Annotated in this window: 21 protein-coding genes; 6 read left to right on the top strand and 15 right to left on the bottom strand. The window is 53.3% G+C overall.

The features are described from left to right. Positions 1-20: 20 nt before the first annotated feature. Positions 21-353, bottom strand: a complete 333-nt coding sequence (locus LF929_RS08570; RefSeq protein WP_038904667.1) for a metalloregulator ArsR/SmtB family transcription factor — start codon at positions 351-353, stop codon at positions 21-23. A gap of 200 nt (positions 354-553) precedes the next feature. Between LF929_RS08570 and LF929_RS08565 the strand changes: the two genes are divergently transcribed. From LF929_RS08565 to LF929_RS08550, 4 genes are all read left to right on the top strand, one after another. Further along, positions 554-952 (top strand): Imm63 family immunity protein, encoded by a 399-nt coding sequence (locus LF929_RS08565; RefSeq protein ID WP_210174901.1) that lies wholly within the window; start codon positions 554-556, stop codon positions 950-952. A 4-nt stretch (positions 953-956) separates the two neighbouring features. Next, the gene (locus tag LF929_RS08560) at positions 957-1,217 is read left to right on the top strand and encodes a hypothetical protein (RefSeq protein WP_226093151.1); all 261 of its coding nucleotides are present in this window, start codon (positions 957-959) and stop codon (positions 1,215-1,217) included. Next, on the top strand, positions 1,214-1,456 hold the full coding sequence (locus LF929_RS08555; protein ID WP_210174902.1) for a hypothetical protein: 243 nt from the start codon (positions 1,214-1,216) through the stop codon (positions 1,454-1,456). The genes LF929_RS08560 and LF929_RS08555 overlap by 4 nt, the downstream gene beginning before the upstream one ends. Before the next feature lie 449 nt (positions 1,457-1,905). Beyond that, the gene (locus LF929_RS08550) at positions 1,906-2,271 is read left to right on the top strand and encodes a protease inhibitor I42 family protein (RefSeq protein WP_016942570.1); all 366 of its coding nucleotides are present in this window, start codon (positions 1,906-1,908) and stop codon (positions 2,269-2,271) included. Between the two features lie 83 nt (positions 2,272-2,354). Here the strand turns inward: LF929_RS08550 and LF929_RS08545 are convergent, their stop codons facing one another. Genes LF929_RS08545 through LF929_RS08525 form a run of 5 tightly spaced genes read right to left on the bottom strand, consistent with a single transcriptional unit; the run spans position 2,355 to position 7,730 of the window. Next, positions 2,355-3,323 carry an ABC transporter ATP-binding protein gene (locus LF929_RS08545; protein WP_210174903.1) on the bottom strand — a complete coding sequence of 323 codons (969 nt, stop codon included), beginning with the start codon at positions 3,321-3,323 and terminating at the stop codon, positions 2,355-2,357. Next, positions 3,313-4,317: an ABC transporter ATP-binding protein gene (locus tag LF929_RS08540; protein WP_226093152.1), complete on the bottom strand. Its 1,005-nt coding sequence runs from the start codon at positions 4,315-4,317 to the stop codon at positions 3,313-3,315. The genes LF929_RS08545 and LF929_RS08540 overlap by 11 nt, the downstream gene beginning before the upstream one ends. Next, positions 4,310-5,155, bottom strand: coding sequence for an ABC transporter permease (locus LF929_RS08535; RefSeq protein WP_038908278.1), 846 nt, complete (start codon positions 5,153-5,155; stop codon positions 4,310-4,312). Before LF929_RS08535 ends, LF929_RS08540 begins: the two co-directional genes overlap by 8 nt. Positions 5,156-5,160: 5 nt before the next feature. Further along, positions 5,161-6,114 carry an ABC transporter permease gene (locus LF929_RS08530; protein ID WP_038908279.1) on the bottom strand — a complete coding sequence of 318 codons (954 nt, stop codon included), beginning with the start codon at positions 6,112-6,114 and terminating at the stop codon, positions 5,161-5,163. A gap of 56 nt (positions 6,115-6,170) precedes the next feature. Beyond that, positions 6,171-7,730, bottom strand: a complete 1,560-nt coding sequence (locus LF929_RS08525; RefSeq protein ID WP_210174905.1) for an ABC transporter substrate-binding protein — start codon at positions 7,728-7,730, stop codon at positions 6,171-6,173. 523 nt (positions 7,731-8,253) lie between these two features. On the opposite strand from LF929_RS08525, the gene LF929_RS08520 reads away from it, so the two are divergent. After that, positions 8,254-8,787: a hypothetical protein gene (locus LF929_RS08520; protein ID WP_210174906.1), complete on the top strand. Its 534-nt coding sequence runs from the start codon at positions 8,254-8,256 to the stop codon at positions 8,785-8,787. 115 nt (positions 8,788-8,902) lie between these two features. Here LF929_RS08520 and LF929_RS08515 read toward each other — a convergent pair whose 3' ends face one another. The 8 genes from LF929_RS08515 to LF929_RS08480 all read right to left on the bottom strand — a co-directional run bounded on the left by LF929_RS08515 (position 8,903) and on the right by LF929_RS08480 (position 16,037). Beyond that, positions 8,903-9,244, bottom strand: a complete 342-nt coding sequence (locus LF929_RS08515; protein WP_023639923.1) for a GlpM family protein — start codon at positions 9,242-9,244, stop codon at positions 8,903-8,905. Positions 9,245-9,419: 175 nt separating this feature from the next. Then, on the bottom strand, positions 9,420-9,908 hold the full coding sequence (locus tag LF929_RS08510; RefSeq protein WP_023639924.1) for an Hsp20 family protein: 489 nt from the start codon (positions 9,906-9,908) through the stop codon (positions 9,420-9,422). A 244-nt stretch (positions 9,909-10,152) separates the two neighbouring features. Then, positions 10,153-11,460 (bottom strand): cytosine permease, encoded by a 1,308-nt coding sequence (locus LF929_RS08505; RefSeq protein WP_210174907.1) that lies wholly within the window; start codon positions 11,458-11,460, stop codon positions 10,153-10,155. Positions 11,461-11,658: 198 nt separating this feature from the next. Next, positions 11,659-12,666, bottom strand: a complete 1,008-nt coding sequence (locus LF929_RS08500; protein WP_210174908.1) for a biotin-dependent carboxyltransferase family protein — start codon at positions 12,664-12,666, stop codon at positions 11,659-11,661. Beyond that, positions 12,653-13,537 (bottom strand): allophanate hydrolase subunit 1, encoded by an 885-nt coding sequence (locus tag LF929_RS08495; RefSeq protein ID WP_019845610.1) that lies wholly within the window; start codon positions 13,535-13,537, stop codon positions 12,653-12,655. The genes LF929_RS08500 and LF929_RS08495 overlap by 14 nt, the downstream gene beginning before the upstream one ends. 1 nt (position 13,538) lies before the next feature. Then, a complete protein-coding gene (locus LF929_RS08490) occupies positions 13,539-14,924 on the bottom strand; it encodes an acetyl-CoA carboxylase biotin carboxylase subunit (RefSeq protein ID WP_210174909.1) in 1,386 nt (461 codons plus the stop codon). 52 nt (positions 14,925-14,976) lie between these two features. Next, positions 14,977-15,225, bottom strand: coding sequence for an acetyl-CoA carboxylase (locus tag LF929_RS08485; protein WP_019845612.1), 249 nt, complete (start codon positions 15,223-15,225; stop codon positions 14,977-14,979). Positions 15,226-15,254: 29 nt separating this feature from the next. Continuing rightward, complete coding sequence (locus LF929_RS08480) at positions 15,255-16,037, bottom strand: 5-oxoprolinase subunit PxpA (protein ID WP_210177109.1); 783 nt, start codon at positions 16,035-16,037, stop codon at positions 15,255-15,257. Between the two features lie 127 nt (positions 16,038-16,164). Between LF929_RS08480 and LF929_RS08475 the strand changes: the two genes are divergently transcribed. After that, a complete protein-coding gene (locus LF929_RS08475; RefSeq protein ID WP_038908289.1) occupies positions 16,165-17,079 on the top strand; it encodes a LysR family transcriptional regulator in 915 nt (304 codons plus the stop codon). On the opposite strand, the gene LF929_RS08470 is transcribed toward LF929_RS08475, so the two are convergent. After that, positions 17,076-18,257, bottom strand: coding sequence for a CynX/NimT family MFS transporter (locus LF929_RS08470; protein WP_038908290.1), 1,182 nt, complete (start codon positions 18,255-18,257; stop codon positions 17,076-17,078). The two genes, LF929_RS08475 and LF929_RS08470, sit on opposite strands and share 4 nt — an antisense overlap. Between the last annotated feature and the right edge of the window lie 79 nt (positions 18,258-18,336).

The raw sequence follows: 18,336 nt of genomic DNA, 5'->3' as shown, positions 1-18,336 counted from the left end.
GAATATATATAAATAAATTTTTATCCGCAAACCCGCTGATGCCCGAGTCGACTTACCACACTTGTCACAGCATGCCGCTGGCTTAGCCAGGCCTGCTCAATAATCGCGGCACACCAGGCGGGGACATGCGGTGAAAGGCGATAATGAATCCATTTCCCCTGACGGCGATCCACTAACAGCCCGGCATCCCGTAATAGTGCAAGGTGACGGGAAATCTTGGGTTGAGGCTCCTGTAAGCCTTCACACAAATCGCACACACATAACTCACCCGCTTCTCGCAGCAATAACACGATCGAAAGACGGGTTTCATCAGACAGCGCCTTAAACAACTCCAGCGGGATCAACGTAGCCATGATATCCTCCCCAAAACATCTTTATATAGGTTAAAGCAGATGTGTTTGTTATGGCAATATGTAGTTTGGTAGTCAATCACCTTTATACGAAGTTGGGTCGACACTACGTGTCCATAGCAAATCCAGGCTTCTTTTTATGATAGAATCAAGTAGTATCAATAGTAAGATTGAACATTATTTCAACTCTTTCAGATGACATCATGAAGACGCTTGAAGAATTACGTCAGCAACTTATCGGTATTGGCGAAAAATTAGGTGGCGGGGTCCGCCCAAATGGGTATTTTATTATTCCTGACGCACCTGATGGTATGGCAACGCCCCATCTCGAAATTCATGATGATAAATACCATTATGTTGTCTGTGAAAGAGGTGTGGAGTTTTCTCGAAAAATCACCTCAAGTGAAGATGAAATACTTTATTGGTTTGTCGAGTCAAGCGTCAGTACCATCGCCTCTAGCCTGGCTGCTAGCGAATGCCTCCCTAACGGGGAATTCAGACGACTATATTTTAAAAAACAATATGAATTGCTTAAATCAGTAAACCTGGCATGGGCAGAAAAAAGCGAAGAGATTTCGTTGATATCCTTGTCAGTGAAATGAAAAAATGAGCGTGTTAGATGATGGTGGAAAGATGACAATTGTTTTTATACCCGCATTAATTTCACTACTAATGATGCGAGAAGACGAGGCAGGAAGGCCGCTAACAAGAGAAGAAGTAGAAACCATTCGGGATAACGCTACCGCAATAAATTTACCTGAAGACATCGCAATCAGCATGACCACCGAAAGAGGATATCATGATATATCCCCCGAACACGTCTGGGATGAATGGATATCATTTAAAATTAATAGGGTAGAACTGTGAAACATGAACTGTGGACGAATGAAGAAGGTCTGGATTTATTTTGCCTGGCGGATAAAAGGGGTGATGATGCACGTAGCCTTCTTGAACCAGACTATAAATTGATATGGACTTGTGAGGCAGACTGTCATTTTGAAGCGATGACCAAATACTATGAGTTTCGTAACTGGGGTAAATATACAACTGATTTTCCTGAACATGATAAAAAGATATATAAGGAATTAGGATGGGAGTCAGATTAATAAGAGTGAAAGCGACATACCACAATTATTATTTTACCTCATGACTTCAATAAAAATTAAAATAGAGACACAGAGGGACGATGCCACTACATAATAATCACCAAAAAAACATAATCAAACTATACCATTAATTCAAATCAGATGTTCACTCATCAACATTCATAGTCTGATCACTATATTTAAAAAATGCTTTATTGCTATTTCCAGATCCTGTGCCATCTTTTATAAAACACAATGAAATCACTATAAAAGAGGTATATGCCATGCCATCTATGATGAATTATCACCTGCTTAATTTTCTGACATCTATATTATTGATACCTACTGTTCCTTTCTTTCATCATACTGGTTCTCATGGCGGATATGACTGCCTGCTAATGCGAAAACACGGGCCGTAATTGCCCTATTCAAGCCATATTTTGTATTCACGCTTATCTCTGGAGAGATTCATGAAGAAATTTATGTTTGCAGTTGGTTTATTGTTCCCGCTGAGTGCCATGGCCGCTACCGCCGTAGAGAATCAGCACAAAGAAGTGAAAGTTGGCGAGCAGTTTGAGGTGACGCTGCCAGCGAACCCTAGCACAGGCTATACCTGGGCTATCAAGAAACTGCCCGACGTGGTGGTGTTGACGGGCAAGTCTTACAAGCCCGGTGCGGAGTGCCACGATAAAGTCGGCTGTGGTGGTCATGAAATGTTCCACTTCAAAGCAGTGAAAGCCGGTGTTGGCGATATTGACCTCTCTTATTCGCGCCCGTGGGAAAAACAACCTCAGCCGGATGATAAGGAAGCGGTTATTAAGGTGACCGTGAAGTAAAATCATCCTGTCGTCAGGCGTGTCAAAACGCCTGACGACAGCAATTAGTCTCACATCTGGCTTTTGCATCGAACATCGCCGGTTCACACATGCCAGCATGCCACCCGATGTCCATCGGTGATATCACGTAACAGCGGCGCAACAGCTCGACACTGTTCACTTGCTAGCGTACAGCGAGTATAAAACGGGCAACCGTTCATCGACGGCGAGACATCTCCCGATTCGGTAACAACAGGCTCATCCGGCACCTGTACACGCGGATCCGGTATAGGGATGGATGCCAGTAACATGCGGGTGTAGGGGTGAGACGGGTGCCGATACAGCTGCTCCGCCGACGCTTCCTCAACCAGCCGTCCCTGAAACATCACGCCAATCCGATCCGAAATATGGCGTACCATCGATAAATCATGAGCAATAAACAGATACGTCAGCCCTCGCTCCTGTTGCAGATCCTGCAACAGATTAACCACCTGCGCCTGCACTGACACATCCAAAGCCGACAGCGGTTCATCGCACACCACGAATTGCGGATTTACCGACAGCGCCCGGGCAATGCAAATACGTTGTCGTTGTCCACCACTGAACTCATGGGGAAAGCGCTGCAAATGTTCCGCTTTCAACCCTACTCGCTCCAGTAACTCTAACGTGCGCGACTGCCGTTCCCCACGGGTATAGCCGTGAATCCGCATCGGTTCAGCGATCAACTGTGCCACCGTCATTCCTGGATTAAGTGAGGAATAGGGATCCTGAAAGATAGCCTGCACACGTCGGCGAAACGGCTTTAGCGCCGCTTCCGGCAGCGCGCTGATAAGCTCGCCATCAAACTGGATCTCGCCAGCAGTAATCTCAACCAAGCGTAGCAGACTGCGCCCGAGGGTCGACTTACCGCAGCCCGACTCCCCTACCAGCCCATAGGTTTCGCCCGGCCAGATGTCAAAACTGACACCATCCAGCGCTCGCACCAGTTGGCCTTGTTTCCGCCAGCCCCGGCGCATGTCGTAATACGTTTTAAGTTCGCGGATACGCAATAACGGTTGTCGGTTAGCCGGCATATCGAGCCTCCCCACAATCCATCAACCAACATTGCACCCAGTGATGATCGCCACACTGTCGCCGCTCCGGCAGTTGCTGTTCACACACGGTCATACGTTGCGGGCAACGCGCGGCAAACGGGCAGCCTGTTGGCGGATTCAGCAACCCCGGCGGCACGCCCTCAATCGGTGACAGCCGCTGACGCACGTCGTCATGCCGTGGCAACGATGCCAGCAATCCCTGGGTGTAAGGGTGTGTCGGTCGGTAGAAAATATCCTCCACACACCCTTCTTCCATCACCAGTCCGCCATACATCACGACTACCCGTGAGCAAAGCTGCGCGACGACGCCCAAATCGTGAGTAATCAGCATAATGGCAGTGCCAGTCTGCTGTTGTAGCTGTTTGAGCAGTCGAAGGATCTGCGCCTGGATAGTGACATCCAACGCGGTGGTGGGTTCATCAGCAATCAGCAGCGCCGGATGGCAGGACAACGCAATGGCGATCATCACCCGCTGGCGCATGCCGCCGCTGAATTCGTGGGGATACTGATCGTAGCGCTGCCCGGCATCCGTGATACCCACCTGTTGTAACATAGCGATTGCCCGTAGCCTGGCGGTTTTTTTATCGAGTTGCTGATTACGCATCAGGATGTCGCGCATCTGCTGCCCGACCGTCAACACTGGGTTAAGTGCCGTCATTGAATCCTGAAAAATCATAGCGATATCATTGCCGCGCAGTCGACGCAACGCCTTCGGACTGTAGCCAGCCAGATCGTCGCCACGAAAACGGATCTGCCCGTCCATGATACGACCATTGCCCCCCAGCAGTTGAATCACCGATTTACAGGTGACGCTTTTCCCACAGCCGGATTCACCGACAATACCGACGATTTCTCCTGCACGGACGCTGAAACTGACGCCGCGCACTGCCTGCACTTCCCCATCACGAGTGAAGAAGGACGTGCGCAGGTTATCAATCACCAATAATGGGTTGTCTATCGCCGCCTCACTCATCAGGTTGCGCCCCCGGTTCAAACGCGGTGCGGAACACATCGCCCAGCACATTAAAACTGAGTACCGTCAGCAAGATCAGCATGCCGGGGAACAGCGCCAGCCAGGTGGCATCGCCAATATAGGCCTGCGCATTGTTGAGCATACTCCCCCAGGAGGCATTAGGCTGTTGTACGCCCAGCCCGAGAAAGCTAAGCGTAGACTCCATCAGGATCGCCGACGCGATATTCAACGTCGCCGCCACCATAATCGTGGGTAAAATGGTAGGGATAATATGACGCAGGATGATGCGCCATGCCCGCTCGCCGGATGCGCGCGCGTACAACACATACTCCCGCTCTTTCAGCGATAGGGTTTCAGCCCGTACCAGCCGCGACAGGTTCATCCAGGTCAGAGCGCTGATGATCAGAATGATGTTGGCGACCCCCGGCTTCAGATAAGCATTCAGCACCAGCAGCAGAAAGAAGGCCGGGATCGACATCAGCATATCTACCGCCCGCATCAGCACCGCATCCAGATAGCCGCCGACATAACCGCTGACGGTCCCGACCAGCGTGCCGATCAGAGTAGAGAAAATCATCGACAATACGCCAACCATCAGCGAAATTTGTCCGCCGTAGAGCGCACGGGTGAAATAATCACGCCCGTATTCGTCGGTGCCGAACCAGTGTACGCCACCCGGCGGCAGCATTCGTGCCTGAATCATCATAGCGTTCGGGTCCCACGGACTGATCCACGCTAACGCCGACGTTGCGCCGAATACAATCAGAATAACCAACGCGAGTTGCGCCGACCGGTTACGACGCAGCTGTTGTCTTGTCTGTTGCCAACGCCTTCCCATCAGACTTACCTCATTGCTCTGATGCGCGGATCAATCACGCGATACAGCATATCCGCCAGCAGATTGCCGATAACCAGCATGCCCGCCGACAACATCACCATTGCCATGATCAATGGGTAATCCAGCGACGTGATAGACTGAAGGCCCAGCAATCCCATTCCCGGCCAGGAAAACACGCTCTCCGTCACGTAGGCACCTACCACCAGTTCAGAAAACGACAAACCGAACAAGGTTATAACCGGCAACATCACGTTCTTCAGTACATGCCGAAACAGGATGTGAGCACGCGTCGCGCCATACGCCAGTTGCGTTTGCACATAGTCAGCGGAGAGTTGAGTGATGGTATGAGAACGGATGTAACGGACATAACTCGACAGGTTATAAAAGGTCAACGCCACGCACGGCAGAACGCCATGCCGCACGACGTCAAGCCATGAATCCGCCGCCCCAATAGTGCGCATTCCCATGCTTGGCAACCAGTTGAGCTGAACCGAAAAAATGATGATCAACAGAATGCCGAACCAGAAAATCGGCACAGAAATACCAATGTATGCCACCAGATTGAGCACATGATCCAACCAGCGGTGGCGAAACGCGCCCGCCAGCAGGCCCAGCGGCATGGCTAGCAACACCGCCAGCAGCAGCGACATGCCCATCAGGCCGAGCGTCGCTGGCAGCCTCTCCGCAATCAGGGTCAGCACCGGGCGGTGAGAAATCATCGAATAACCCAGATCGCCCTGCGCTACGTTTTTCAGCCACAAGAGGTACTGCATCGCCAATGGCCGGTCTAATCCGAGACTATGACGCACCCGTTCGATGTCATCCTGGCTCATACGCGGCGTGATATACGCCTGTACCGGATCGCCCGGTGCCAGTTTCACCAGCAGAAACGACACCAGTGAAATGAAAAATAGCATCGGCAACAGTTGCCCAAGCCGACGCACCACCATGTTATCCATGAGCCTTCCGTAGGTGTTGCAGCGGTTGTCCACATCGCTGCGGGCAACCGTAGCGATTATTTCTGATAGATTTTCGACAAATCCTGGAACAAGTAGACCGGTTTCGGCTCAGCCTCCTGCGTACCGCCAAAGCGTTTGTCTATCGCCACCACCGCGTTGGTGTAGGCGATCGGATACCAGATCATGTCGTTCGCTACCGTCCGCTGAATATCCTGGTAGATAGCGGCGCGCCGCACAGTATCGGTTTCAATCGCCCCCTTGTCCCACAGCGCGTCAAACGCCGGGTTTTTGTAGTGCGCGTAGTTGTAATCCTCATTACTCATGAACAGCGACTTATAGCCGTCTGGTTCGGACCCCATGATGTACCCGCCCAGACTCAATTCGTAAGCCGTGTTGTTCTTGTCACGACCTTTTTGCGACATGGCGTTGGCGTCCAGTGGCAGCAATTCCACATTGATACCGATATCTTTGAGTTTCTGTTGGATATACAGCCCCATGCTCTCCTGGGTCTTGTTGGTATTGATGTAAGCCAGGCGCAGCGTCAACCCTTGCGGTTGGCCGGACTCACGGAACAGGGCTTTGGCTTTATCAAGATTGTAAGAATACGCCTCGACATCCCCGGTCTGGTAAAGCGTATCCGGTGTCAGGATTGAATTGGCGGGTTTGGCGTAATCCAGTGAGGTAAACGCTGTCTGCACCAGTTCATCTTTGTTGATGGCATAGGCGATCGCCTGACGCAACGCCTTGTTCTTCATACTGTCGAGGTTCTGGTTGAACACCATGTAAGCCAGACGGCCTTCCGGATAAATAATGAAATCAAAACGGCCGGTGGCCTTGAGCTGTCTGACATCCTGTGGATCGATCAGCTTAAGATTGATTTCGCCATTTTGCATCGCCAGCCTCGCCGCGTTGGCATCTCTGGCGAAGCGATACGTCACAGTCTCAAGCTTCGGTTTGCCGTTCCAGTAATCATCAAAACGGCTCAACGCGTAATACTGACCGGAACGGTATTCGCCGAATTTGAACGGGCCGGAACCAACCGGTGCATCGTTTTTGGCGCTCTTCGACAAATCGTCTTCTGTGGCAAAGACATGCTGAGGGATGGGGTAAATCTGCACCAGCGAACCGACAAAAGCGGCACTGACCTGCGGCAATGTAAACTTCACCGTCAGGTTGTCCACCTTGCTGACTAACACCGGCTGGTTGTTGTACACAAACATACTGCGGAAAAAGCTATGTTGCTTCTCATCCAGTAGCTTATTGAACGTGAACACCACATCATCGGCCGTGATTGGCTGCCCATCCTGCCACTTAAGACCGGGTTTAAGTGTCAATGTGTAGGACAGATTGTCGGCCGATGGTGTCAGGCTTTGCGCCAGCCCCCATTCCACCTTGCCGTCATTATAACTGTACAACGGCGAATACAGCGCCTGCATGATAGTGAGTGTGGTTCGGTCGCTGGCATACAGCGGGTTCATCACCAGCGGGTCGCCGCTGGTGATACCGATGATCAGATTACCATCCGCGCTGGCTGTCGTTTCCGCTGCAGCCTGACCACTGATACCCAGCGACAGTATCACGACCGCCGCCCACGCTGAAAATGCCCGATTACGCATTGTGTTCTCTTTCCCCGGAATGATAAAAATCCGAATATTGCACCAGGGAATAGACTTACCAAAGCGCGTAAATCATATAAGATTAGCGAAAAAACGACTAACACAGCACGGTTATCTACAACTGGTTGACGACACCGACGGGACTTTGGCAACGCACCCATTAATTCCAGCACAGACTCGTAACGTGCGACAGCAAGCGCTAGATTAAGCCAACGAGGTATAACACAGGAAACACCATGAGGTTTGATGACTGGTTATGGCGCAAGAAACTGATTGCCTTGCTGATTGTTGTCGTGGTGATTGAACTGCTGTTATTGCTGATCCCCTGGGATCACCGTTGAGTCATGCCACCGGCATCAAGCCATAAGCAAATAAATCGTTCAGAGAATCCGTCAGTCGACGTAAGATAGGCCTCATTATTACCGCCAGGCCCATACGGTTCATCAGGTGCAAGGCTCATTACCATAGCAGTGCAATAACTATAGCAATACAACACCATAGCAACACAATCACGAGGGTTCACATGAACAAGCCACATACCCCTTTGCTGGCGATTGCCTTGTCGCTGCTGCCGTTGACGGCATCCGCCGCCGATGGCTACAAAAACCTGAAATTTGGGTCTTCCGCCGCCACTATCCGGCAACAGGCGAATTGTTCATTGCGCGGCCCGGAGACGATCATGGGCCAGACGGTGTACATCTGCCCTGATTTCAGTTTTGCCGATAAGAAAACCCAGGCGATTTTCAGTTTCAACAATGACAAATTCAACCGTATGGCTATCTCTATCACAATGGCCGATCTACCAAGCGTCATCGAAGGGTTAAAAAGCAAATACGGCATGACGGCACCGCTGTCCGCCAACGATGTGGATACCTTCATGAACAAGCCCAATACCCGCGTCACCGCCCGGTTCGACAAGAACACGATTACGCTGGTGTTCGACAACGGTATCGATAGTCAGAAGAATATCTACCTGGTGTATAACGCTGAAAACAGTGTCAGCGCCGGTCCGACGGCGGCACCAGCCAGCCGGGGCATCACCAAAGACGACCTGTAATATCGCGCTCCCGGTGTTGAGCACCGGGCTCTTCTTCTCGCAGCAACACGGCTATCACACGGGTTTATCCGACGTGCTGGTTTATCCAACATGTGGGTTTATCCAACATGTGGGTTTATCCAGCATGATAGACACTCCAGACTTTGACCAATACCGCGGCCGAAAGGCCCCAGCACACCACCGCCAGTAACAGCGCAGGGGGCAGACGCATCACACCGGTAAAGTAATAGAGCGATATCAGGTACACCAGATAAGGAATTACTGCCCAAATACCAAACAGAATTGTAGCGCGCAACGCTTCCACACCACGCTCCGTTCCCACGATGTAATGCGCAATCAACGCAAAGGTCGGAAACAGTGGCACCAGCCCGGCAATATAGTAATTACGGGTTTTGGCCAGCAGGCCAATCAAAACCACCACAAGTGCGCCCAGCGCCGCTTTTATCAGTAAGGCCATATTGATGATGTTCGGTTATCGGTTTGCTATTCGGCACGTCACACGTCCGCCCTTTCCGCCCTCACTATCCGGCAGCTGTTGCTATATCTAACAGAAAAATCGGACAAAAACTTGAAAAATAAAAAGCCCCGATATTCTCGGGGCTACACAGCGTAACGATGGTGGCACACACCGCTTAATGGGCGTGCTCCAGCGCCTTAGACGCTTGTGGGTTACGGTTTTCAATGGCGATCTTCTTCGGTTTTTCGCTTTCCGGGATATCCTGCCGAAGGTTGACAGTCAGCAACCCGTTTTCCAGATGTGCGCCTTCCACCTTGACATGCTCCGGTAGCGAATAACTGATGCTGAAATCCGTACGATTGATCCCGCGGTAGAGCCAGCCTTCCTGATGTTGCGACGTTTCCGGTACGTCTTCACTGTGTTTGCCGCTAATGGTGAGCTGACCACCCTGTGTATTGATCTCCAATTCCTCTTCGCGCCAGCCCGGCACACTCACCGTAATGCCGTAATGGGTGTCGTCAAGACGACGGATATCGTAGGATGGTGTCGCACTAAGCGGCGTATCTCCCGTCAACTGGCTGAAAAGCCTGTCGATGCGGTTGAAACGATCAGAGAACAGTGAATCGGTAAACGCCGGAAATAAAGACACAGTTTTGAATGCCATGGTTAACCTCCTGAATATATCGTGATACACATTCAAAAGTGCAAACCGCAAGGCAACAGCATTGTCTTGCTTTCACTTCTTCATATAGATCCGTATCCGATTTTTTCAAGGGGATTAGTCAAGAAATCGACCAATAGGAAATCGACCAATAGAAAGGTGTGGGCGTCCCTGCCCCGGTACACTTGGTTTACACGATTTCCTGGTTTACGTGATTAAGGCGTTACGGCATGCTCAAGCGCGGCGACTATCCCCGAACGCGATGGCTATCCGGCAATACCCGATAGAGCGCCAGCGCCACCACAAAAGTCACTGGCGCGGAAAATGACTGTAACAGCGCGCTGCCATGCATCAACGCTACCCCGGCAATCACGCTCAGCAGCCAGGCAATAAGGCCGGTCGGATTAAATGCACGTATCGCCGTCGTGGCCGGTAGCGTGCGGTGACCAAGAATATGCGCCAGCGCCACACCAACCCACGCCACCACAAACACCCCTTGATAGGCCAGCGCCTGCAAAATATAGGCAAAGACATCCGCTAGCATCAGGCCATATACCGCCGCGCCCACCACACAGGCCCAGACAATCTTGCGATGGCGCAATCGAAACAGTCGGTCAAAAAACACCTGCATGTTGACGGTAGCCAGATAATAGTTGGCGGTATTGATACGTGTTTGTGTCACCCACACAAACAGTAATCCCCAGAAACCGAGCAGATTAAGGATATTAACCACGACAGCGGTTTCACTGACGCCATTTTGCTGGGCAAAACTACTCACCAGATAAATACCCACCGCGCCATTGAGCAGGAAGGTGATCAGATAGAACGGCATACCGAAGTTAATGCGCGCATGATACTGACTGTCTTCCTGACGGCCGAACCGGGCATAATCAAAGGTGTACATCATCAGGATCCACACCCCCATATAGTAGGTAAAACAGTTCCACCAGCCATTGGCAGGCGGTGACGCCGGGCCAAACGACAACCATTGCGGCTGATAGCCATAATGCTGGATAGACACCGCAACCGTCAGCGCCAGACCTAACAGATAAAACGGCAACAGTACGCCATTGAATTTATCCAGCCAATGCTGCACGCTGCCGAAGATCAACGGTACGCTGTAGAGCACCACCAGTAACGCCGCCCAGCGATAATCCAGCGCGGGAAACAGGTGATTGATAGCAAACGCGATCACCGAGCCTTCAAACACGGCGTAATAAATCGCGGTAGAGAAAAAAATCAGCGTCGCCAATGCTGACCCCGCCTGACCGAATAACTGGCCGGAAAACGCCGCCACCGACAGGCCGCTGCGAATGGCAAAACGGCTAATCACCGCGTTGATCACACCGTAACACACCACGGAGAGCACCATGCCGATGATGGCATTGCGCGCACCGTAATTCAGCGCCAGCGATGCACCGACCACAATGTAAAAAATAGCGCTGCACACCGCCCACCAGGCCATGGTCAGCGAGAGTTTGCCCATGCGCTCTGCGCCAGACACCGTATCGGCAGGCGTCACCACCTCCCCTTGTACTCCGGATATTTCAGCCATACACCCTCCACAGACCTGTCATTGATGTATCGTTGTTGACGTTGATGAACCTGCTGTCGCAGGTTTTCAGGCCGAACACACCCGCCGTGGCAGGAATACTGCACGGTCAATGATGCATTCGGTATAATCAGACATGCCCCGCCGCCACCGTTGCCCTGGCGTTGGCGCGGGGGTGAGAGTTGGCGGGGCTGTCTGAAATCAGTGCGCTAACAGATGTTCCAGCCGCTCAAGGCGGTGGCGATAGTGCTGGCGGGCAAGCAGCGCCTCCTCCAGCGATACCGGCGTAAAGCGAACGCCGTAATGGGGTTGTAACTGCCCGATGAGGTCCAGATCACTGCTGATCACCGTGCCCAACGTCATGTACCCTCCACCGGATACCGCGTCTCGCAACAAAATAATCGGCTCCAACCCGCCCGGCACTTGTACCGAGCCGATGGGGTAACAGGCATCAACGATATTAGACGGGTCTGACCCGGCACCAAAGGGGGGCGTGCGCGGCTCAAACGCTAACGGTGCACCACCTTTCAGGCGATAACCAATACGATCCGCCTCGGTGCCAACCCGCCAGTTATCAGCGAAGAACTGCTCGACGGCGGCGGGAGTGAGCCGATGAATATACAAGCCAGTGACCATGCGCAGCGTCACCTGCTTATCCAGCGGCTGAAGGCAATCCGCAGGCACCGTCACACCGGGGTTCACCTGACGAGTTGGTACCCCTATCGGTAAAACATCATTGGCCGCCAGCCGCCGCCCCTGATAACCGCCTAGCGCACCCAGCGCATAAGTCGAACGGCTGTCCAACACCTCAGGTACCGCCACGCCCCCGGCTACCGCCAGATAGGCACGACAGCCTGCTGTTGCCGGTGCAAATCGCAACACCTGACCGGCCCGCACTGCAAACGAGGTATCCATCGGCATCGCGTCGCCATCCAGCAACGGCGACATGCGCGCGCCACACACCGCCACCACAGCATCGTCTTCAAACTGTAATTCCGGCCCCAGCAACGTCATTTCCAGCACGGCTGCCTGTGCCGGATTTCCCACCAGCAGGTTTGCCAGCCGCAGTGAATACTGGTCTAACCCACCGGACGGCGGGATACCGAGATGGTAATACCCTTCGCGCCCGGTATCCTGTACCGAGGTGGCAAGCCCAGGCCGGATAACGTTGACTCGCCCACCCGATAGTGGCCCACTATTGCGCTGCATACAGCACCCCCTGAAGATAGTGTTTATAACCCACCGGGTCGGCGAGGAATTTATCCAGCTCAAACGTGACCGGGCGAATACGCAGGCTGAAGCTGCCCGCTTCCACCGCCTGCACGTCTTGTTCGTAACGAGCCAGATCAATGGGCTTGAACTGCACGATGTCGCCCGCACGGAAAAACACCATCGACGATTGCAAATAGTCCAGCCGCTGCTCCGGGTCGTAAATCGGTGCTGGTGTCACGCCAAACAACTGGTAGCCACCAGCCCCGCGTACCGAGTAGATGCAGCCGAAACAGCCACCATGCCCCAACGACAGTTTGGGGGTATCAGTGCGCGGACGCAGGTATTTCGGTACCTGAAGCTGTTGTGCCTGCTCTGCCATTTGGAACATGAACGGTAATCCCGCCACGAACCCCACCATCGACACAAACCACGGTGTACCGCTGTGCGCGGCAATAAACGCCGCCACATCCTGATAACCGTTGATGCGAGCGGCGTACTCCAGATCAGTAGCGCTGGGGTCCTGATGGCGATCGCGAAACCGCATCAGGGTCTCGTGTGTCCAGGGGTCGTTGTATAACACCGGAATTTCGATGATGCGTGTGTCGAGCACCGTCATCGTTTGCGCCTGACTCTCGGTTTGCCGCACCTGTTCCAGCAGCGCCTGCGGTGCGATGAGGTCCGGGTTAAAACGCACCTGAAACGATGCGTTGGCCAGGCAAATATCCAGTACACCGGGCAACGCCTGCTGTTCGAGCGCCCGGGTCATCGCCAGCCCACGGAAGAACGCCCCCAACGACATCGCTTCGTCAATTTCAGCAAACAAGTGCTCATCGCCACCAAAGGTGTACCTGATTTCAGGGAACGTCATCTCAGGCCTCCCTCGTCAGCGGTAGCGCGTCGGCTTCCCGCGCCTGTAGCCAGTTTTCCAGCGAAGTGGTATCAAAGCGCCCAGCCCGCACGCGAGGGTCAGCCAGCAACCACTGGTGTAACGATTGCGTGGTCGTTATCCCATCGATCCGTAGCTGGCGCAGCGCCTGTTCAGCACGGGCCAGCGCTTGTGAGCGATCCGCCCCTGATACCACCACTTTCGCCAGCAGCGAGTCGTAATAAGGTGGAATCCGGTAACCACTGAACACATGGCTGTCGATACGAATACCGGGGCCCTGCGGCCAGCTCAGCGAGGTCACCACACCGGGGCAAGGAAAGAAATTGCGCGCCGGATCTTCCGCGTTAATTCGCATTTCGCAGGCATGCCCGCGTAAGGCAATCTCTTCCTGACGCAGCGCAAGGGGTTCACCACTGGCAATACGCAACATCCACTGCACCAGATCAACACCGGTTACCCGCTCGGTAACCGGGTGTTCGACCTGAATGCGGGTATTCATTTCGATAAAATAGAACTGCTCTCGCTCGGTATCGAACAAATATTCCAGCGTACCGGCGCTGCGATAGTGCAACTGCTGCGCCAGCTGCAATGCGCTACGGCACAGCGCGTCACGCTGTTCTGGTGATAATGCCGATGAAGGCGCTTCCTCAAAGACTTTCTGACGTCGGCGTTGCAGCGAGCATTCACGCTCATACAAATGTACCGCCCGTTCGCCATCCCCCAGAATTTGCACTTCAATGTGGCGGGCATGACGGATAAACAGCTCCAGATAGACATCGCCACATCCAAATGCCGCTTTCGCTTCACTTTGGGCGATCGGCAATTCCCGTTTCAGGTCATCCTCGTTATTCACCACCCGAATACCACGCCCACCGCCACCGGCGGCAGCCTTAATCAACAGTGGATAGCCAATCTCCGTCGCCGCCTGCAACGCCGCTTCCAATGATGACAGCACCCCGGAACCGGGAACGACCGGTACCCCGGCAGCCTGTGCTGTGCGCCGCGCAGCTGCCTTGTCCCCCATCAGGCGAATGGTGTCCGCCGTCGGGCCGACAAACACCAGCCCCGCCTGTTCCACCGCGTCGGCAAATGCCGCATTCTCCGACAGAAAACCGTATCCCGGGTGGACCGCATCGGCACCGCAATCCTGAGCGGCCTTGAGCAACGCGGCCTGATTCAGGTAACTTTGATCAGCACGCGCCGGCCCCAACAATACCGTTTCATCCGCCAGACGCGCGGGCAATGAATCGATGTCGGCTTCGCTGCAGGCAGCGACCGAGGTGATCCCCAGACTGCGTGCGGCATGAATAATGCGTACGGCAATCTCCCCACGGTTAGCGATAAGCAATTTTTTGATCGGCTGACGCATCGTTGTGGTCCTCCTGATGACGTAATAATGAGGTTATAGGGTAGATTTACCGTTATTCATCGATTTTTATGATGGCTATAACCTGCCCCGGTTCCAGCGCATCACCGTTATTCACACAAAACGAGACTAATACCCCTGCCTGCTCCGCATAAATCTCACTGAACTGTTTCATCACTTCGACCAGGCCAATAACGCTATTCGCCGTCACTGGGGTATTCTCTTCAATAAACACCGGGGTGTCCGGGGCAGGTTGACGATAGAAAATACCCGGCAAAGGGGAACACACTTCATATGTTTTCATTATCTTTAACCCTTATATTTATTGATTGATTACCGATGATTGAAACTATTTTTCAATGGCGAGCGCACGTGGATATTGGCGTCATTCAATGCTTCTCGCGTGGCCTTAATTAATGACAACGCACCGGGTGTATCACTATGAATACAGATAGAATCAAACTCGACTGCGATATCCTCGCCATCAACCGTCGTGACCTTGCCTTCAACACACGCGCGCACGACTTTCGCTGCCACCGCCGTTGGGTCTAGCGTACCGACCCGGCGAGTAAACACGATAGAACCGCTGATGTCATATTCCCTGTCACCATAAAACTCACAAATAACAGGATGTTGCAGCTTTTTCGCTTCCTGCCATACCAACGAGCCGTGCAGGCAAAATAACCGCAATTCCGGGTCCAGCCGGTGTAACGCTTCCACAAACTGTTGCGCGGCAACCTGATCGCGGGCCAGATGCATATACAACGCGCCGTGTGGTTTCACATGCTGTAACGGTAATTGATGCAGTCGGGTAAATTCCCGCACCGCCCCAAGCTGATACAGAATGTCATTGACCACTTCCTGCGGCTGGCTATGAATATGCCGACGACCAAAACCAACCAGATCGCGAAATCCGGGATGGGCCCCCACCGCCACACCACACGCTTTAGCCCATTCGATGGTCTGACATATCGTTGAAGGATCGCCTGCGTGAAATCCAGCGGCAATATTGGCCGAACTGATATAAGACATAATCTCCTGGTCAACGTTATCGCCTATTTTCCAGGGACCGAAGTTTTCGCCCATATCGGAATTCAGATCGATTTCATATTTCATAGTTATTTCTTATTTGTGATGGTTTTGTTTAAAAATAATATAGAACTACAATTTTCCATTCGGAAAGACGTATTTTCAGAACACTCACTATCTGAAAAACAGAACGCTCATCGATAAGGAAACGGTCATGGTCACATTGCGTCAGATCCGCTACTTCATCGCCACCGCCGAGATGGGCCAAATCTCACAGGCGGCGATTCATCTCAACATTTCGCAGTCGGCGGTCACCTCCGCTATTCAGGAGCTGGAACACCTGCTGGGGAAGCCGCTGTTCCTGCGCTCGGTACACGGTATGACGCTGACGGAAAACGGCAGTTACTTCCTGAATCACGCTTATGCGGTGCTGCGCAGTGTGAACGACGCCATGAACATCCCGTTAACTGACAACCGGATCAGTGGTTCACTGAATATCGCCGCCAGCTACACGGTCATGGGCTACTTCCTGCCCTTTCACCTGCAACGGCTGTCTGACGGTTTCCCACATGTCACCTTGCACCTCAACGAACGTGAGCGGCAGGATATCGAACTGGGGTTACTGGACCGCTCGTTGGATCTGTCGTTAGTGCTGACGGCTAACCTCACGCACCCGGAAATTACCTCAGAAACCCTGTTTAATTCCGAGCGACGTTTATGGCTGCCCAGTCGGCATCCTTTGTGTGATAAAGCTGAAGTGAGCCTGGCGGATGTCGCTGACGAACCTTTTATCATGCTGACCGTCGATGAGGCGGACCACAGTGCGATGCGTTACTGGGAATCAAGCGGACACCGCCCGAAGGTGATGCTACGCACCAGCTCGGTGGAAGCGGTGCGCAGTATGGTGGCGAATGGGTTAGGTGTGGCGATACTGTCTGATCTGGTGTACCGCCCCTGGTCGCTTGAGGGGCGGCGTATCGAAACCCGTTCACTAAAAGATAAGGTTCACCCCATGAGCGTTGGGCTGGCCTGGTATCGTGACGCCGAGTTTACCCCGGCCATGCAGGCAGTACGGGAATATTTCCGTAATCTGTTCCTGACACCGCAGTTGGCGTTTTCACGCCGTTAGGCTGATGCCGGAACCGGATGACGTGGACCAAAACGCAGTGCCATCAGGATCAAGACGACAACACCCGCCGCCATGATAAGCCAGGCTTGATTCAGCCCGCTGGTGTGTTGCCGGATAAATCCTGCCAGCAGCGGCATCAGGCTGGCTATCAGATAACCACCGCCTTGCACAAAGCCCATCAGCGCCCCGGCCTGACGCGGGTCGTCTACCTGATCCAGCGCGATAATCAGCGACAGTGGAAACAACGCGCCGATCCCCAACCCCAGCGCCACCATAATCGGCAGCACCAGCGTCAGCGGTGCCAGTATCAGGCCAGCCATGCCCAGCAACAGCAACAGCAACACCGGCAGCAACAGATAGCGCCGGTCAGGAACATGGTTGATAAGCCACGACACCAGCAACCCGGCCACCACTTCTGTCAGCGTCAGCCCGCCCAGGAGCAGGCCACTATGGGCCGAACTCCAGCCAAGCTGGGTGTAGTAAGGCGGCAACCAGGCCAGCACCAGCGTGTAAGCGGCAGTGCCGATACCAAAAAAGATCATCAACGCCCACGCCCGGCTACGCGACAATGTGGTAACAGCCTTCGTGTGCGGTGCGTTATTTGGCATTGGGTTGATCGATACAGTGATCATCCAGGCCACGGCAGCCAGCGTAGCCAGACCGCCCCATATTGCCAGCGCACCGTCCCAATCCATCACATCCGCCAGCGGAGAGACACTGGCTGCAGCCAGCGCGGCACCCGCCATAATCGCCGTGGTGTACAACCCCATCAGGCGGCTGCTTTGTTGACTGAAGCTACGACGCAAAAACGACGGCATCAATGCCTGAATCAACGCAATACCGATACCCGCTAACGCCGCGGTCAGCAGTAACCCGGCGGTACCGGTTAACCAACAACGTAGCAGGCTGGCAACCGCAATGCCGACAATGCCTATCCCGATCCCCCGGTATTCACCCACCCGGGCCTGCAACCATCCACCATACAAGGCGCAAATCCCCATCGCGAACACAGGCAGCGTTGTCAGCAAGCCCGCCTGCGTATCCCCCATGCCGGTATCCGCCTGAATCCGTGACAACAACGGCCCAATACCGGCCAGCACCGGCCGGAGGTTAAGTCCCAGTAACATGACGGTAATAACGACAAAAAATAGTGATTTGGCACGAATTGCGTGTGACATAGCGCTCCCTGTGGCTCCTGATACTTGAGCAATGATACATTTTACCCATAGAATATCTTCACAAAAAGAATCTTAACGT

Source organism: Dickeya oryzae (genome assembly GCF_020406815.2).
Lineage (GTDB): Bacteria > Pseudomonadota > Gammaproteobacteria > Enterobacterales > Enterobacteriaceae > Dickeya > Dickeya oryzae.
This window is presented reverse-complemented; position numbering and strand designations above follow the sequence as displayed.

Coding starts and splice junctions, on each gene's coding strand:
- LF929_RS08570 (WP_038904667.1), bottom strand. CDS start 353: ATGGCTACGTTGATCCCGCTGGAGTTGTTTAAGGCGCTGTCTGATGAA.
- LF929_RS08565 (WP_210174901.1), top strand. CDS start 554: ATGAAGACGCTTGAAGAATTACGTCAGCAACTTATCGGTATTGGCGAA.
- LF929_RS08560 (WP_226093151.1), top strand. CDS start 957: ATGAGCGTGTTAGATGATGGTGGAAAGATGACAATTGTTTTTATACCC.
- LF929_RS08550 (WP_016942570.1), top strand. CDS start 1,906: ATGAAGAAATTTATGTTTGCAGTTGGTTTATTGTTCCCGCTGAGTGCC.
- LF929_RS08545 (WP_210174903.1), bottom strand. CDS start 3,323: ATGCCGGCTAACCGACAACCGTTATTGCGTATCCGCGAACTTAAAACG.
- LF929_RS08540 (WP_226093152.1), bottom strand. CDS start 4,317: ATGAGTGAGGCGGCGATAGACAACCCATTATTGGTGATTGATAACCTG.
- LF929_RS08535 (WP_038908278.1), bottom strand. CDS start 5,155: ATGGGAAGGCGTTGGCAACAGACAAGACAACAGCTGCGTCGTAACCGG.
- LF929_RS08530 (WP_038908279.1), bottom strand. CDS start 6,114: ATGGATAACATGGTGGTGCGTCGGCTTGGGCAACTGTTGCCGATGCTA.
- LF929_RS08525 (WP_210174905.1), bottom strand. CDS start 7,730: ATGCGTAATCGGGCATTTTCAGCGTGGGCGGCGGTCGTGATACTGTCG.
- LF929_RS08520 (WP_210174906.1), top strand. CDS start 8,254: ATGAACAAGCCACATACCCCTTTGCTGGCGATTGCCTTGTCGCTGCTG.
- LF929_RS08515 (WP_023639923.1), bottom strand. CDS start 9,244: ATGGCCTTACTGATAAAAGCGGCGCTGGGCGCACTTGTGGTGGTTTTG.
- LF929_RS08510 (WP_023639924.1), bottom strand. CDS start 9,908: ATGGCATTCAAAACTGTGTCTTTATTTCCGGCGTTTACCGATTCACTG.
- LF929_RS08505 (WP_210174907.1), bottom strand. CDS start 11,460: ATGGCTGAAATATCCGGAGTACAAGGGGAGGTGGTGACGCCTGCCGAT.
- LF929_RS08500 (WP_210174908.1), bottom strand. CDS start 12,666: ATGCAGCGCAATAGTGGGCCACTATCGGGTGGGCGAGTCAACGTTATC.
- LF929_RS08495 (WP_019845610.1), bottom strand. CDS start 13,537: ATGACGTTCCCTGAAATCAGGTACACCTTTGGTGGCGATGAGCACTTG.
- LF929_RS08490 (WP_210174909.1), bottom strand. CDS start 14,924: ATGCGTCAGCCGATCAAAAAATTGCTTATCGCTAACCGTGGGGAGATT.
- LF929_RS08485 (WP_019845612.1), bottom strand. CDS start 15,225: ATGAAAACATATGAAGTGTGTTCCCCTTTGCCGGGTATTTTCTATCGT.
- LF929_RS08480 (WP_210177109.1), bottom strand. CDS start 16,037: ATGAAATATGAAATCGATCTGAATTCCGATATGGGCGAAAACTTCGGT.
- LF929_RS08475 (WP_038908289.1), top strand. CDS start 16,165: ATGGTCACATTGCGTCAGATCCGCTACTTCATCGCCACCGCCGAGATG.
- LF929_RS08470 (WP_038908290.1), bottom strand. CDS start 18,257: ATGTCACACGCAATTCGTGCCAAATCACTATTTTTTGTCGTTATTACC.